The sequence below is a fragment of the Klebsiella sp. HMSC16C06 genome (assembly GCF_001808325.1).
GTDB lineage: Bacteria > Pseudomonadota > Gammaproteobacteria > Enterobacterales > Enterobacteriaceae > Klebsiella > Klebsiella variicola.
On sequence record NZ_KV792984.1, the window covers coordinates 217,905 to 233,178 of the forward strand.

Here is a 15,274-nt window from a genome sequence, read left to right on the forward strand (position 1 = left end):
TTATGTCGAAATCTATTCTTCCCAAGAATTTTTTATGGGGTGCAGCCATTGCAGCCAATCAGGCAGAGGGTGCATGGAACGTTGACGGCAAAGGGCCTTCCGTTGCAGATGCAGTTGCCTATAAGGCGCATCTGAGCACGAGCGATTATGCCGGCCATATGGCCGTATCTGATCAAAACGTGAGTGATGCGCTTGAGGGGAAGAATGATCAAAATTACCCTAAACGCAGAGGCATCGATTTTTATCATCGTTACAAAGAAGACTTAGCGCTTTTTGCCGAAATGGGTATAAAAGTCCTGCGCGTATCAATTGCGTGGTCACGAATCTTCCCAACAGGTGAAGATGAGCAACCGAATGAAAAGGGATTACAGTTCTATGAAAATATGTTCACTGAAATGCGCAGACTTGGCATTGAGCCATTGGTTACGCTCTCACATTATGAAATGCCATTAGCATTGAGTGAGAAATATAATGGCTGGGTCCACCGAAATGTTGTTGATGCGTTTGTACGCTATTCAAATGTGTGCTTTGACCGTTACAAGAATTTGGTACGTTACTGGTTAACATTCAACGAAATTGATAGCATTCATCGGCATCCTTTTACGACTGCCGGTGTCCGCGAAGAGAAAAGTCTACCAGGAGAAAGCACGCAGGATATTTATCAGGCGTTGCATCATCAGTTTGTTGCTTCGGCGTTAGCGACAAGAGACTGCCATGAAAAGATTCCTGGCAGCCAGGTCGGATGCATGCTTACTAAGTTAACAACGTACCCACTGACCTGTCATCCTGCTGACGTGGAAGCCACTCTGAAAAAAAATCTCGAAAACTATTTTTATTCAGATGTTCAGATTAAAGGCGAATATCCACCATTAATTAAGCGGGACCTGGAGCTGCGGAATATCAAGATAAAAATGCAGCCGGATGATTTGGAAACGTTACGTCGCTATACTGTAGATTTCCTTTCATTCAGCTATTATATGTCCATCACGGAATCTGTTCAGTCCGATGCAGAGCGCACGGCAGGAAATACTATCATGGGTGTAAAAAACCCTCATCTACCGGCTTCTGAATGGGGATGGCAAATAGATCCTGTAGGGCTTAAAATTTCGCTACTGGAGCTTTACGATCGATATCAAATCCCTTTATTTATTGTTGAAAACGGGTTTGGGGCAAAAGATACAGTGGTTGATGGGAAGATTCATGACGATTACCGTATTAATTATTTCCGTGCGCATTTTGAGCAGATGATTGAAGCTGTCAAAGAAGGTGTCGATTTAATAGGGTATACGAGTTGGGGAACAATTGATATTATTAGTGCTGGCACGTCGCAAATGACCAAACGCTATGGTTTTATTTATGTAGATCAAGATGACGAGGGGAACGGTTCTTTGAATCGGTTACGCAAAGACTCCTTCTATTGGTATCGCAAGGTTATAGCGACGAACGGGACTGATTTAAGTTAATCATTGCTACCGCGGGAACTGAGATGAAAGTTAAAAAGTCCTTAAATAACAGCATGCTGCTTGCTGAGAATGACGGAAAAGAGATGATACTCTTTGGCAAAGGTATCGGTTTTAACACCAAGCCAGGGACAATTATCGACTTGCAAAGTGTCGAACAGGTCTTTATGCCTTTGGATACCCTCAAGTCGCGACATTATCTGTCACTAACGGACACAATTCCCGCGGATTTCTTTGAGATCACTCATGAAATTGTTAAGATGGCTCAAGCTCATTACAGCGAAAAGCTTAATTCAGTTTTACTATTCACCCTCGCGGAACACTTGCATTTTGCTGTTGAACGCTGTAAGACAAATACGAACATTGCGAATAAACTGACCTGGGAAATAAAGCGTTACTATCAGAAAGAGTATAGCATTGGCGAGCTGGCAAGAGATTTGGTATCAGCTAAGTTTGCGGTGAGTCTTCCTGATGACGAGGCTGTACACATTGCTTTTCATATTATCAATGCAACTTTTCAATTTGATGAGACTAACGCACATAAGCAAGTAGAGTTAGTTAACAGAATTGCTGAAATTGTTCGTTATAAACTCAATCAAAATATTGATGTGAATTCAATTCACTATGCCAGATTTATTACGCATTTAAGATATTTCGCTGAAAGGGTATTAAATAATAGCCTTGCAACAGAAGAAACTGACGACTTCTATAATGAGTTAATTCGTTTCCATCCAAAAGCGATGGTGGTTGCTGAGGTGATTCGTGACTTTATAAAAAGCAATTACGCCATTGCTATTCCTAATGATGAACTTACCTGGTTAGGTATACATATCAGTAAACTCAGTAAATATTCAAAGTGAAATTTTAGTTTGGGAACAGGAGATAGGTCAGAGATTGATGCCATGGCGATAAGATGATTCACTCTAGCGCTCATCTTCGTTTACGTAGCGCATTAAGCAGCGCCTGTGTGGCATCAGAAGACGTTCCGGATGGCGAACAAACCAGCCCAAATTCACGATGAATAGCCGGCGTCACTGGCACCACGCACAGGTTGCGCAAGGTCTCCGGCAGGGCGGATTCCGGTACCAGCGCGACGCCCATCTCTTCACCGACCAGTTTACAGGCGCTTATCCAGTCGCGAACCGTCACGCGGATATCAGAGAGTTGCAACCCGGCCTTTTCCATCAGGCTTTTGCCATTCACGACACAGCCGCCCGTCGCCAGAACAAAGGGCTGGTCCGCCAGCGCCTTTAGCGTTATGCCATCAGCTTTCGCATGCTGTGCCAACCGATGGCTGGCGGGCAGGACCGCGACCCATGCATCCTGTCCTAGTACCACCTCTGCACGTCCGGGAACGGGATTCATGACCACCCCAAGTTCAACGGTGTCTGCGGCAAGCCACGCTTCGACTTCTTCGTCAGAGCCTTCCAGCACAACAACGTCAATACCCGGATGCAGGCGCTTAACGTCGCGCAGCAGGCCGGGCAACAAGGTAGACGTCACGGAGGGAAAACTGGCCAGCCGAATGCGCCCGCGGGTGACGTTCCGGCCCCGATCAGCCAGTTCACGGATGGCGTTCAGCTGCGAAAGCATGTTTCTGGCATGTTCCACCACCTGCTCACCCAGGGCGGTAATCCCGATGTATCGTCGCTCACGGGTAAATACCGGAAAGCCCAGAGAAGCCTCCAGCTGGGCAATGGCCTGGCTGGCGCCGGACTGGGTCATGCCTATCTCCTCGGCAGCACGTGAGATATTGCCGGCATCCGCCACGGCTACCAGCAGGCGCCAGTGTAAAAGATTCATCATGATTATCAGTAGCTCAGCTAATAGTTCTTTTCTATATCATTAATTTTACAGTGCGATCGGCGTTAAATACAGTGTGCTGAGGATCGTGCAGGACGTTGTCCGACGGCTTTACACATTAACGGAGACGAGATGAAACTTTATTACGCGCCAGATACCTGTTCATTATCACCGCACATCGTGCTGCGCGAGCTGAACCTTGAATTTGAACTGGTGAGAGTCAACAACAGAAGCAAGATCACCGCTGATGGTCGCGACTTCCTCACCATTAACCCGAAAGGATATGTTGCTGCGCTTGAGCTGGATGATGGGCAGATCCTCACCGAAGGGCCGGCGATGGTGCAGTACCTCGCCGATCGTAAACCTGAATACGGCCTGGCGCCACGCGCGGGCAGTTGGGAAAGGGTGCGCCTGCAGGAATGGCTTAACTTTATCACCAGTGAAATACACGCGGGTTCGGCGCCGCTGTTTAACTCCGCGCTGGCGGAAGATGTCAAAACGATTTTTCGAGACAAGCTATTCCGACGCTTCGATTTTCTGCAGACGACGCTCAGCGAAAAAACCTATCTGACTGGCCCGTCCTTTAGCGTGGCGGATGCCTACCTCTTCACGGTGCTGGGATGGTGCAAATTCTTCGCGATCCCACTGGATCGCTGGCCAGCGCTATCGTCGTATATGGAAATAATAAATGCCCGTCCTGCTGTACAGGCGGCATTACGGGCTGAAGCGTCTCAACAGGGCAGGTAGAAGGCGACATGAGTAGAGAAGGCCGCACAAGAGAGGCGGCCTTTGGCGTCAGATTGCCAGTTCAGGCATCTGCGCCATCACAAACGCGAAAACTTTTTCCGCGTCGAGTGAGGCATAGGGCAGACTTTCAATCACCGCAATAGAACGAGCGTCGCCAACAATCCCTCTTATCTCCGCGACCTTATACTGAATATGCGGCGCAATGAGAAATCCGTCGAAAGCGGGCGCCACGCTGGCAAAATTTTCCAGGCCCACTGCGCTGACAATGAGAGGATGGCCCTTTTTTTCCGCCAGTAACTGTATCTTTTTGGCGAGAGAATTGGCGGTGTTGCCAAACAAACAACATATCAGAAGCTTTTTCATGGTTTTACCTCCTGAGGATGAATTTCAGGATATGACTCGCCATGCGTATAAAATGAGCGCCACCTCATAATTGCGTGAAGAATTCATCATGATGATGCTTTCCAGGCATGTGAAAGACTATGGGGCCTGATTTTTGATCCGCTCTTTGTAATTCCCTGGGGACATGCCCATGATACGACTGAAAGCCCGCCTGAATGCGGTCTCATCACTATATCCGCAGGCGTTGGCGACCTGAGAAATCGTTTTGCCAGGGATTTCCAGCATAAGCGCCGCCGTTTCAATACGAACCCGCGTGATAAAGTTTTTCGGACTCTGCTGGATCAGCGCGGTCATTTTACGATTGAGGGTGCGGGGTGTCAGGTTCAAGGCCTCAGCCAGCTGATCCACCGTTATGCCCGGGTTTTGATAACGCACCAGCTGTTCAGCCTTCATCAGAAGAGGATGCCTTGAATTGAGAAATCCCGCAGGCGCATAAAGCTGCTGTGATAATGGCTGGCTATCCGCAACGGCCATATCAGCCGTCAGTTTGGCAATCTCATTGCCCGCATATTTGCGAACAATATAGATAACCAGGTCAATCCACGAAAACGGGCCTCCTGTGGTAATGATGTTGTCCTGTTCAGCCATGACTTTCCCCCAGACGGGCTTCGCCAGTGGGTATCGCGATCGCAAGGTATGATACAGCCACCAGGTCGTGGAACAGGCGCGTCCGTTGAGTAACCCGGCTTCACCCAGGATAAATCCGCCGGCGCAGGCCCCTGCAATGCAACTGCCCTGAAGATATTTTTCTTTCACCCATTCTGCGGCAGCGGTAACGGCCTCTTGCGCGAGGGGAAGCTTCTGCTCGTCAAGCTGCATACCGCTGGCAATAACCAGATCAACAGGTTGGGCATCATTGAACGAACCATCGCTAACGATTTTTCTCCCCTGAACGTCCATGACTGGCAGACCATCGGAGGTGACCACCATGACCTCAAAAAACGGTGACGTCCGTGCAATATCCGCGTTGACTTGCGGATTTTGGACGATGATCTGATTGGCGAGCCAGAACATGTCGGCTATGCCGGCAAGTGCCGATCTCATGCTGCCCGGTATAGCCAGTAACGCAATTCGCATGGTGAGTCCTGGTAAAAATTATGTCTGATTTAGCATCATAACTGTCATTTAAGACACTTTATGGGTTTCATCCTGCCGCGTTAAAGTGAGCGACGTTCTTTTAACGTCAACGGTAGAGTGAGAGTCGATGAACCCTTTTCTTAAGAAAAACATTCGCCTGGGAGCATTCGTTATGTCTTTGATGATTTCATTCGCATCGCCTCTCCGGGCAGAGGCGACGGATATTAAAAACATTGTTCTGGTCCACGGGGCGTTTGCGGATGGCTCCAGCTGGTCTGCCGTTATCCCGTTGCTTCAGGCTGACGGTTATCACGTCACCGCCGTGCAGAATCCCTTGACCTCATTGCAGGATGACGTGACGGCGACGGAACGCGTCCTCGAGCGTCAGAAGGGCGGCGTTCTTCTGGTGGGGCATTCATGGGCTGGCGCGGTTATTACCCAGGCAGGTAATGCACCAAACGTGAAAGGACTGGTCTACCTTTCTGCCCTGGCGCCGGACTCAGGAGAATCTGTCGCCGAGGCTCTGACACGGCTTAATGCGCCGATGGAGGGGATGGAGGCGGATAAAAACGGCTTGATCTGGCTGGATGATGCGAATGCTTTTCATCAGATCATGGCGAATGACCTTTCTGCATCACAGGCACGCCTTCTGGCGGCGCAGCAGCAGCCCATCGCCGCGGGCGCCTTCAGCGAAAAGATAGAGACCGCCGCCTGGCATAGCAGGCCATCATGGTACCTGATCACCGAAAATGACCATGCGCTGAATACGTCGGTCCAGGCGCGTTTTGCCCACGAGATAGGCGCCCACATTTCGCGGATTCATTCCGATCACCTGTCCATGATTTCCCATCCCGCTCAGGTCGCTGAACTGATTAATCAGGCGGCGCTCAGCATAGAATAAATTCAGCGTTTGCTGGAGTTATGAAACCCGTTATTCAGACAGGTGCAGTTAAAAGAAATAAGTCAGACATTGAGATCAGTTTCTCAGAACATCAACGACGATTTGCTAATGAGGTGTAGGCCATGATGCACGCGATAACATTGACATACCTGCGTTCGGAAGAGGAAATCTCAGCCCATCTTGAGGCACACAAGCAATGGCTTATGCGCGGAATCAAAGAAGGAAAAATTCTGTTTGCCGGCCCTGTTGATAATCATGCCGGTGGGTTCATTCTTATGCGCGGAAACGATAAGCCCTTGATTCACGCTTTTCTGCAGGAAGATCCTTTTATCGAGCACAACATTGCTGAGGCGGTGCTGCTCAGTTTTGAACCCCTGTTATGCGCTCAGGGCGTGCCTGTTGCATGGGCAGATAAGGCTAAATTTATTTAATCCATGTGGCGCGTCCGTGTTCTGATTAACCCCGCCGGTCAGTGCTGGCGGGGGAGTTGACGATTATTCCCAGCGTTTCAGCAGCAGGCTGGCGTTAACGCCGCCAAAGCCAAAACCGTTCGACAGCGCATAACGCATTTTCTGCGGGCGGGCCTGCAGCGCCACCAGATTGAGACCTGCCGCCTCTTCATCGGGGTGATGCAGGTTCAGCGTCGGCGGCACCACCTGATCGCGCAGGGCCTGAATGGTGAAGATGGCCTCGATCCCGCCGGCCGCGCCTAACAGATGGCCGGTGGCGGATTTCGTCGAGGTAATGGCGACCGGATGGGCGCCAAACAGCGTTTTAATCGCCGCCAGCTCACCTTTATCACCTACCTGCGTTGAGGTGGCGTGGGCGTTGATATGGTCAATCTCGTCGACGGTCACCCCGGCCTGGCGAATAGCGGTCTCCATGGCCCGACGTGCGCCGTTCCCGTCTTCCGGGCCAGCGGTCAGGTGATAAGCATCTGCGCTGGTGCCGTAGCCCACCAGCTCGGCCAGCGGCGTGGCGCCGCGCGCCAGCGCGTGCTCCAGAGATTCGATCACGATAAGCCCCGCGCCTTCTCCCATCACAAAACCATCGCGGTCACGGTCAAAGGGGCGGGAAGCGGCTTCCGGCTGGTCGCTGGAGGCGCTGGACAGCGCCCTTGCTGCGGCAAACCCGGCAAGGCTAACGCGATGAATCGCCGCTTCCGCGCCGCCGCAGAGGGCGATATCCGCCTCGCCGCTGCGGATCATCCGCGCCGCATCGCCAATGGCCTGGGCGCCAGCCGCACAGGCGGTGACCGGCGCGCCGATGGGCCCCCGGAAACCGTGGGCGATAGACACATGCCCGGCGGCCAGGTTGGCCAGAAAAGAGGGGATGGTGAACGGCGAGAGGCGACGCGGCCCGCGTTCATCGGTGGTATGTACCGCATTGGCGATCTCGCTGAACCCGCCGATCCCGGTGGCGATCACCGTGGCGGTGCGTTCCTGTTCGGCCTCGGATGCTGGCGACCAACCGGCCTGGGCCAGCGCTTCGCGGGCGGCGACCAGCGCAAACTCAATAAAGCGATCCATCTTTTTGCGCTCTTTCGCCGGGATGGTCGCCAGCGGGTCGAAGCCGTGCAGCGGATCGCTGTCAATGGACGGCACCTGGCCGGCCACTTTGCAGGGAATATCCGCGACCAGCTGCTCGCTGAGCCGGGTGATCCCTGACTTTCCTGCCAGCAGCGACTGCCAGACGTGCTGTACGCCGCAACCCAGCGGGCTGACAATCCCCATCCCGGTGACGACAATGCGTTTAACGGAAACGCCCATAGTTAACTCTCCTGTAGTATTAGTGTGCCGGCGGCTTTTTCATCAAGGGAACCAGCAGCGCGGCAAGCAAAAAACCCATCATGATGAGGTAGAAAGCATCGGAAAATGCCTGGGTTCGCGCCTCCCGCAGCGCCAGCGCGGAAAGATTTTTCAGCGCCGCCGTCTGCGCGGCATCCGGCGAGATCCCCTGGACGGTGAAGTTTGCCGCGCTGCGCTGAACAAAATCGCTCATCGCCAGGTTGGCGTTATTCAGATGGTCCGCCAGGCGGCTGTAGTGCAAATTGGTTCTGTCGTTAAGCACCGTGCCGCACAGGGCGATGCCGATGGCGCCCCCGAGGTTGCGCATCAGATTAAACAGCCCGGAGGCCAGCTTGAGGCGCGCGGGCGGCAGGCTGCCCAGCGTCAGGGTCACCGTTGGCGCGACGGCAAACTGCTGCGCCAGTCCGCGAAAGGCCTGCGGGAGCAGCAGTTGATCCGCCCCCCAGTCGTGGGTGATCGGAACAAAGCTGTACATCGACACCGCAAAGCCGATCAGCCCGGCCATCAGCAGCCAGCGCAGGTCGACGCGGTTGGCGAGCCACGAATAAAACGGAATAGACATGACCTGGAACAGACCGGTGGAAAATACCGCCAGGCCGATCTCCAGCGCACTGAAACCGCGCACGCTCCCCAGATACAGCGGGGTTAAATAGATGGTGGCGAAGATGCCGACGCCGGCCATAAACGAGAAATAGCAGCCGAGGCTGAAGGTTCGATCCTGCAGGGCGCGGAGATCCATCACCGGCTGCGGATGGCGCAGGGTGCGGATAACAAAGGCCACGCCGCAGAGCAGGGCGACCCAGGCGGTGGTCGTCAGGGTCGCGTCATCAAACCAGCCCCAGCGCGGACCTTCTTCGAGGGTATATTCCAGGCAGCCGAGGGACAAGGCCAGCAGCAGAATACTGAGATAGTCGGCGCCGCGCAGCAGCGAGGGGTCGGCGCTGTCTACTTTCACCAGCAGCGGCACTGCCACCGCGATGTAAATCCCCGGAACCACGTTGATAAAGAACAGCCAGTGCCAGTTGTAGTTTTCGGTGATCCAGCCGCCCACCGTTGGACCCAGCGTAGGGGCGAGGGAGGCCAGGCCGCCGATCGTCGCCGCGGCAATAACCCGCTGTTTGCCCTGGAAAAAGGCGAAAGCGGTGGTGAACACCAGGGGGATCATCGACCCGCCCGCCAGTCCCTGCAGGGCGCGGAAGGCGATCATACTCTGGATGTTCCACGCCCAGCCGCACAGTAGGCTCATCAGCGTGAAGCCCGCCGCGGAAGCGGCAAACAGCCAGCGGGTCGACATGACCCGGGCCAGCCAGCCGGAAAGCGGGATAATAATGATCTCGGCGATCAGGTAGCTGGTTTGTACCCAGACGGTTTCATCGTCGCCCGCCGACAGGCCGCCGCCAATATCCCGCAGCGAGGCGGAGACGATCTGGATGTCGATAAGGGCAATAAACATCCCCACGCACATGCTGGCGAAGGCGAAGATCTTCTTCGCCGTCGGCATCGACAGACCCTGCGGGGCGGACAGCGCCTGAACGGTGCTCATCGAGGGCTCTTTTCGTTCACGGTGACGATCACCGACAGTCCCGGGCGCAGGACGTCAAGCTTTGCCCCGTCACCTTCCAGCGCAATGCGGACCGGCACCCGCTGCACGATTTTAGTGAAATTCCCGGTCGCGTTCTCCGCCGGCAGAATGCTGAAGCGTGAGCCGGTCGCCGGCGCCAGGCTGGCGACATGGCCCTTAAAGGTATGGTTCGGCAGCACATCGGCGACGATGGTCACCGGCTGGCCGGCACGCATATGCGCCAGCTGGTTTTCCTTGAAGTTGGCGTCAATCCACAGGCCGTGCGCGGGCACCAGGGAGAGCAGTTGCGTGCCGCTGCTGACGAACGAGCCGGACCACGCGCGGCGGTTGCCAATCACCCCATCGAACGGCGCGCGAATGTCGGTATAGCTGAGGTTCAGCCTGGCCATCTCGAGGTTAGCCTGGGCCTGCGCCAGGGCAGCCAGGGTTTGCTGCTGGCGAGCATCCAGCACCGCCAGCTGACGTTCGGCCACGGTTTTATCCGCTTTGGCCTTCTCCTGCTCGGCGTGCGCCCGGCGATAATCGGCGGAGGCGTTATCGCGGATCTGTGCGGAAATCGCGCTCGACGCGGCCAGGGCGTTATAGCGTCGGTTGTCGTTAGCCAGTTTTTCGGTTGCCGCCGTGGCGGCCAGTAACGAGGCCGCAGAGCCGGCAATGGTCGCCTGCTGAAGCTGGCGGGTAGCCTGGATATCGGCCAGCGCGGCCTGCTGCGCCGCCACTTCTCCGGCGGCTTTCGCGAGGGCGGCGCGATAATCGCGGTCGTCAATGCGGATCAACAGGTCGCCTTTTTTCACCGCCATGTTGTCCTGCACCGCCAGCTGCTGGATATAGCCGGAGACTTTGCTGGAAATGGCGCTAATGTCGCCGCCGACATAGGCGTCATCGGTGGTCTGCATAAAGCGGCCGGTATGCCACCAGTAAGCGCCGTAGCTCGCTGCCGCCAGGGCGGCAGCGCCGAGGGCCGCCAGGACAAGAATATTTTTCTTACTGGTCGGATTCATTGCTGGCATCTCTGTAAGGTTCAGGCTGGAATTTTTGCCCGCTATCGCCTTCGCGTTTGCGCAGCAGATATTCATGACGATATTTCATCAGCGGCGAGGCGGCGGGGCCCGGCACCATGGCGTACTTACCCGGAATAATCTCTTCCCCGGTCGCTTTATCCACCATGACTGGCTCCACCCGTCGCTGGGTGGCGGTTTCCACCAGCTGCATCTGACGGCCTTCGGGGGCGAAGTGGCGGTTACCCCATTCCGCCAGCGCCAACAGCACCATGCGAAAATCGCGGCCGCGTTGCGTAAGGTGGTATTCGTAGCGCGGCGGGGTGCTGCTGTAGCACACCTTCTCCAGCAGCCCGTCGTCGACCAGCGCCTTCAGGCGGCGCGACAGAATATTGGGCGCGACGTTGCTGCTTCTCTGGAACTCGTCAAAGCGGGTAAAGCCCGCGAAGGCATCGCGCAGGATCATGATGCTCCAGCTGTCACCGATGCGGCCAAGGCTGCGGGCGATGGGACAGGGAGCGTGGCAAAGCGGTTCATTTTTCATGGGCTGTCCAGTAACCAGGTGGCTTTTGCCAGCAAATTGACATAGTAACTATCAAAATGCAAGTTACTCTTCATGGTACCCAGAGAGGAAGCCGCTCCCGTTTCACTACGCCGTTTCTTCCTCTGAATGCCGAAAACTGGACAGTCGCCGCCGCCGCTTTATTCCTGCTTTATCGTAATAAGAGATAAATATCACTGATGGCGGATGAAACATTTTAATAATGATAGAAATCGATGTGGTGGGTAATGACCTTTATGGGGGGATGCGATATAAAGTATGGCGAAATGCAAATTAACATTCTCATAACTTATAAAGGTTAAATAAATGAAGCAGGTGGGTATTGTTGGCTGGCGGGGAATGGTAGGCTCTGTATTACTGCAAAGAATGATCGAAGAAAATGATTTCGAAGATATTTCAGCGCATTTTTTTAGTACCTCCAGTGCGGGCGGTGTGGGCCCGGTTATTAATGGTAAAAGCGACATCCTTAAAGATGCGAATTCCCTTAGCGCCCTCGCCGAAATGGATATCATCATCACCTGTCAGGGCGGGGATTATACCAAAGCCATCTATCCAGCGTTAATTAACCATGGCTGGCAAGGTTACTGGATTGACGCCGCTTCGGCGCTGCGGATGGATGAAAAAGCCTGCATTATTCTCGACCCGGTCAACCGCGATAATATCGATCGCGCAGTGAAAGCGGGAGTGAAACTGTTTGTTGGCGGCAACTGCTCCATTACGCTGAGCCTGATGGGGCTGGCCGGGCTGATCAAGGCTGACCTGATCGAATGGATGAGCGTGATGACCTATCAGTCTGCCTCCGGAGCGGGCGCCAAACAGGTGCGGGAATTAATCGCGCAAAGCGCTTATATCAGTCAGCATTTATCTGCGGATGAACTGACGGCATCAGGTTCAGTACTGCCATTGGTAAATAAAGTGAGTGAGCTGATTAACAGCGCGGGTATGCCGGTGGAGAATTTTGGCGTCCCGTTGATGGGCAGCATCATTCCCTGGATCGACAGCGATTTAGGCGATGGAAACAGCCGCGAAGAATGGAAGGGCGAGGCGGAAACCAATAAAATTCTTGGCCTTGCGCCCGGCACCATTCCGGTCAATGGCTTATGCATTCGGGTCGGCGTGATCCGCTGCCACAGCGCTGCCATTACCCTTAAACTTAAACGTGAGGTCAGCGAAGCGGAATTCGCTGAGTTAGTCACCCATTCCCATCCATGGGTAAACTATGTCCGCAATAATAAGCAAGAGAGTGTCAGTCAATTGACCCCGGCTGCTATTAGTGGTTCGCTGCAGGTAGGAATTGGCCGCTACAAGAAAATGTCGTTAAATAATGAACCCGTCTACTCGGTGTTAACGGTTGGCGATCAGCTATTGTGGGGCGCTGCGGAACCCCTGCGCCGCATGTTAAATATCCTGCTGGGCAAAATATAGTTACGGTCATCCGGGGAAAGCCCTCGCGCGCAGGCGGTTAAGACAAATGTTTAACGAAGCGTTTGCGGACCTCCTTGTAGCCGTTATTTTCATAAAATTGATGCGCTCTGATTCTTTTTTCACTGCTTGAAAGTTCGATCTGAGCGCATTGTTTATCGCGGGCGAGGCGCTCTGCGGCATGGAGAAGTTGCTGGCCTATCCCTGATCCACGTGATGATTCCTCGATGACCAGCGCGGAAATTAATGCCCATAAACGGTTCTCATGTATCGGTAAAATAAAATTGATAACGATTACGCCACACACGGCGTTTTCTGTTTCCGCCACCAGCGCACTCATCATACTCTGCGGGGCAGTGATGCGTTGTTCTAAGATCGCCGTCTCCGTCTGATAGCCCAGCTGCAGAAATAGCGTTTTCAGCGAGGGGATATCTTTTGATTCAGCCGCTCTGATGAACACCATGGTCTTCGACTCCAAATAGCGTGTTACCGGACCGGAAGCGGGCCGGTGGATACCTTATTCTCCGGTCCGCTCCCGTATACGCCACTCAGTCCATCAGACTGACCTGGGCGGCGACAATGCGCCAGCCGTAGGGGAAGCGTACCCAGGTCTGCTGCTGGCGGCCCAGGCGGGCGCTGCCTTCGCGGGTGAACTCGGTGCTGCACACCGCCATATCCGCGCCAAAGGTGGTAATGGTGGTATGGCGCAGATCGCGGGCCAGACCGGCGGCGGGGCGGGCGGCGCGAAAGGCGCGGATCGCCTCGATGCCATACAGATTTTCGCCGGCTCCCAGCCGTACGGTGCGCGGGTCGTGCCAGAACAGCGCATCCAGCGCCTCGATGTTATTGCTGACCAGCGCCTCTTCATACTGATAAAACGCCGCCGTCACCTCGGCGAGGATCGCCGGGCGGTCTACATTATCCAGATTGATCATGCTGCACTCTCCGCCACTCGGGCATCGGTAATGCCCATCGCTTCCAGCGCCCGCGCGGCGCGAAGACAGGCTTGTTCGTTAAACGGCGCGGCAATCAGCTGCAGGCCAATCGGCTTACCGCTGGCGGTACGCAGGGGCACGGTCACCACCGGCAGACCGAGGAAGGAGATCGGCTGCGTTAGCATTCCCATGCTGGCGCGCACCGGCAGCGGCTGGCCGTTAATTACCATCTCCTCCGCGCCTATCGGCGTGGCGCTGCATGGGGTGGCGGGGGCGATCAGCACGTCGGCCTGGCTGAACAGGGATTTCATTGCCTGGCGAGCATGACGGCGAAAACGCTGAGCCTGCAGATACCATGCGGAGGGGATCATCGCTCCGGCAAGCAGCCGCTCGCGGGAGTGAGGTTCAAAACGCTCTGGCGAGTGGCGAAGATCCGTCAGGTACTGATTGCCGCCTTCGCTGGCGCTGATGATAAAGGCCGCCGAGCGGGCCAGCGCGGCATCCGCGAACTGCAGCTCGCTGTCGGCGCCCAGCGCGTGGGCGACCCGATCCACGGCCGCCTGGGCGTCGTCATCGCACCAGGTGGTGAAATAGCCGCCCAGCCGCGCGCAGCGCAGCCCCTCCAGTCCGCGCTCCAGCAGATTACCGGTGCGCTCGCTGGCTTTATCAGCCTGAAAGTCATCGGCCGGGTCGCGCCCCTGCAGGGCGTCATACACCGCGGCGAGGTCGGCCACCCGGCGGGCAAAAGGACCAATATGATCCAGACTGGCGACAAACGGATGGCTGCCAGAGCGCGAAAGGCGACCGAAAGTGGGTTTCAGGCCAAAGATCCCGCACAGCGACGCGGGGACGCGGATCGAGCCGTTGGTGTCGCTGCCGAGGCTGAAATGGACCAGCCCGGCCGCCACCGCCGCGGCCGAACCGCCGGACGATCCGCCGGCGATCCGCGACAGATCGTGCGGATTGCGCGTCGCGCCATAGTGGCTGTTTTCAGTGGTAAAGCCGTAGGCGTAGGCGTCCATATTGAGCATCCCGCTGAGCAGGGCGCCGGCGCTGTGCAGCTGGCGCACCGCCCAGCTGTCGCTGGTCGCCGGCGGCCGGTCGCTCAGCAGTTCCGCCCCGGCGAGGGTGGTATGCCCGGCGACATCAAACAGATTTTTCACTGCGTAAGGAATCCCTGCCAGCGGCGGCAGGGGGCGCTTTTCCCGGCGCAGGGCGTCAATGCTGTCGGCCTCCGCCAGCATGCGCTGGGCGGTGACCTCGGTCCAGGCGTTGATCTGCGGATTCACGCGGGCGATATCGTCCAGCGTCTGGCGGGCGATCTCCCGGGCGCTGAGTTCGCCCTCGTGCAGCGCACGCTGGATCTCGGCGATGGTGAAGTGATGAAGAGTCATGCTTTATACACCCCCGCAATCTCCTCGCGCGGCCCGAGGGGATAGTCCATCAGCGGCTGCGCCATGGCGGCGATGCGGGCAAACTGGCGCTCCAGCTCTTCACGACGGGGTGCATCCAGCTCCAGGTGCAACAGGTGAGTCATCTGCGTCAGATACTCGCTCCAGTCTGGCTGTGTGGTCATG

The 15,274-nt window shown here is 55.5% G+C and carries 18 protein-coding genes; 6 read left to right on the plus strand and 12 right to left on the minus strand.

The window, feature by feature from the left end:
* Positions 1–2: 2 nt before the first annotated feature.
* Positions 3–1,463: a glycoside hydrolase family 1 protein gene (locus HMPREF3142_RS03355; RefSeq protein ID WP_012541669.1), complete on the plus strand. Its 1,461-nt coding sequence runs from the start codon at positions 3–5 to the stop codon at positions 1,461–1,463.
* Between the two features lie 23 nt (positions 1,464–1,486).
* Positions 1,487–2,320, plus strand: coding sequence for a PRD domain-containing protein (locus HMPREF3142_RS03360; RefSeq protein WP_012541670.1), 834 nt, complete (start codon positions 1,487–1,489; stop codon positions 2,318–2,320).
* 70 nt (positions 2,321–2,390) lie between these two features.
* Here HMPREF3142_RS03360 and HMPREF3142_RS03365 read toward each other — a convergent pair whose 3' ends face one another.
* Positions 2,391–3,266 carry a LysR family transcriptional regulator gene (locus HMPREF3142_RS03365; RefSeq protein WP_032700956.1) on the minus strand — a complete coding sequence of 292 codons (876 nt, stop codon included), beginning with the start codon at positions 3,264–3,266 and terminating at the stop codon, positions 2,391–2,393.
* Positions 3,267–3,395: 129 nt separating this feature from the next.
* Between HMPREF3142_RS03365 and gstA the strand changes: the two genes are divergently transcribed.
* A complete protein-coding gene (gstA, locus tag HMPREF3142_RS03370) occupies positions 3,396–4,010 on the plus strand; it encodes a glutathione transferase GstA (RefSeq protein ID WP_008804819.1) in 615 nt (204 codons plus the stop codon).
* A gap of 48 nt (positions 4,011–4,058) precedes the next feature.
* Here gstA and HMPREF3142_RS03375 read toward each other — a convergent pair whose 3' ends face one another.
* The gene (locus tag HMPREF3142_RS03375; protein ID WP_008804820.1) at positions 4,059–4,373 is read right to left on the minus strand and encodes a PTS sugar transporter subunit IIB; all 315 of its coding nucleotides are present in this window, start codon (positions 4,371–4,373) and stop codon (positions 4,059–4,061) included.
* Between the two features lie 117 nt (positions 4,374–4,490).
* A complete protein-coding gene (locus HMPREF3142_RS03380; protein WP_023340177.1) occupies positions 4,491–5,489 on the minus strand; it encodes a GlxA family transcriptional regulator in 999 nt (332 codons plus the stop codon).
* A gap of 172 nt (positions 5,490–5,661) precedes the next feature.
* Between HMPREF3142_RS03380 and HMPREF3142_RS03385 the strand changes: the two genes are divergently transcribed.
* Together HMPREF3142_RS03385 and HMPREF3142_RS03390 are read left to right on the plus strand one after the other, a co-directional pair.
* Entirely contained in the window at positions 5,662–6,390 is a 729-nt protein-coding gene (locus HMPREF3142_RS03385; RefSeq protein ID WP_016161078.1) for an alpha/beta fold hydrolase, read from the plus strand.
* A 122-nt stretch (positions 6,391–6,512) separates the two neighbouring features.
* Positions 6,513–6,821 (plus strand): YciI family protein, encoded by a 309-nt coding sequence (locus tag HMPREF3142_RS03390; protein WP_016161077.1) that lies wholly within the window; start codon positions 6,513–6,515, stop codon positions 6,819–6,821.
* 63 nt (positions 6,822–6,884) lie between these two features.
* On the opposite strand, the gene fabF is transcribed toward HMPREF3142_RS03390, so the two are convergent.
* Genes fabF through HMPREF3142_RS29245 form a run of 5 tightly spaced genes read right to left on the minus strand, consistent with a single transcriptional unit; the run spans position 6,885 to position 11,450 of the window.
* Positions 6,885–8,159, minus strand: coding sequence for a beta-ketoacyl-ACP synthase II (gene fabF, locus HMPREF3142_RS03395; protein ID WP_008804821.1), 1,275 nt, complete (start codon positions 8,157–8,159; stop codon positions 6,885–6,887).
* Between the two features lie 19 nt (positions 8,160–8,178).
* On the minus strand, positions 8,179–9,741 hold the full coding sequence (locus HMPREF3142_RS03400) for a DHA2 family efflux MFS transporter permease subunit (RefSeq protein ID WP_016161075.1): 1,563 nt from the start codon (positions 9,739–9,741) through the stop codon (positions 8,179–8,181).
* Positions 9,738–10,781, minus strand: coding sequence for an HlyD family secretion protein (locus tag HMPREF3142_RS03405; protein ID WP_032733066.1), 1,044 nt, complete (start codon positions 10,779–10,781; stop codon positions 9,738–9,740). Before HMPREF3142_RS03405 ends, HMPREF3142_RS03400 begins: the two co-directional genes overlap by 4 nt.
* Positions 10,765–11,322, minus strand: a complete 558-nt coding sequence (locus HMPREF3142_RS03410; RefSeq protein ID WP_070611580.1) for a winged helix-turn-helix transcriptional regulator — start codon at positions 11,320–11,322, stop codon at positions 10,765–10,767. Before HMPREF3142_RS03410 ends, HMPREF3142_RS03405 begins: the two co-directional genes overlap by 17 nt.
* A complete protein-coding gene (locus HMPREF3142_RS29245) occupies positions 11,319–11,450 on the minus strand; it encodes a hypothetical protein (protein ID WP_162494481.1) in 132 nt (43 codons plus the stop codon). Before HMPREF3142_RS29245 ends, HMPREF3142_RS03410 begins: the two co-directional genes overlap by 4 nt.
* A gap of 196 nt (positions 11,451–11,646) precedes the next feature.
* On the opposite strand from HMPREF3142_RS29245, the gene asd reads away from it, so the two are divergent.
* A complete protein-coding gene (gene asd, locus HMPREF3142_RS03415; RefSeq protein WP_070611582.1) occupies positions 11,647–12,765 on the plus strand; it encodes an aspartate-semialdehyde dehydrogenase in 1,119 nt (372 codons plus the stop codon).
* Positions 12,766–12,802: 37 nt separating this feature from the next.
* On the opposite strand, the gene HMPREF3142_RS03420 is transcribed toward asd, so the two are convergent.
* The 4 genes from HMPREF3142_RS03420 to hpxX all read right to left on the minus strand — a co-directional run bounded on the left by HMPREF3142_RS03420 (position 12,803) and on the right by hpxX (position 15,273).
* Positions 12,803–13,225: a GNAT family N-acetyltransferase gene (locus HMPREF3142_RS03420; protein WP_070611584.1), complete on the minus strand. Its 423-nt coding sequence runs from the start codon at positions 13,223–13,225 to the stop codon at positions 12,803–12,805.
* A gap of 85 nt (positions 13,226–13,310) precedes the next feature.
* Complete coding sequence (hpxZ, locus tag HMPREF3142_RS03425; protein WP_002905421.1) at positions 13,311–13,697, minus strand: oxalurate catabolism protein HpxZ; 387 nt, start codon at positions 13,695–13,697, stop codon at positions 13,311–13,313.
* On the minus strand, positions 13,694–15,091 hold the full coding sequence (locus tag HMPREF3142_RS03430) for an AtzE family amidohydrolase (RefSeq protein WP_070611586.1): 1,398 nt from the start codon (positions 15,089–15,091) through the stop codon (positions 13,694–13,696). The genes hpxZ and HMPREF3142_RS03430 overlap by 4 nt, the downstream gene beginning before the upstream one ends.
* Complete coding sequence (gene hpxX, locus HMPREF3142_RS03435) at positions 15,088–15,273, minus strand: oxalurate catabolism protein HpxX (protein WP_012541681.1); 186 nt, start codon at positions 15,271–15,273, stop codon at positions 15,088–15,090. Before hpxX ends, HMPREF3142_RS03430 begins: the two co-directional genes overlap by 4 nt.
* Position 15,274: the final 1 nt, after the last annotated feature.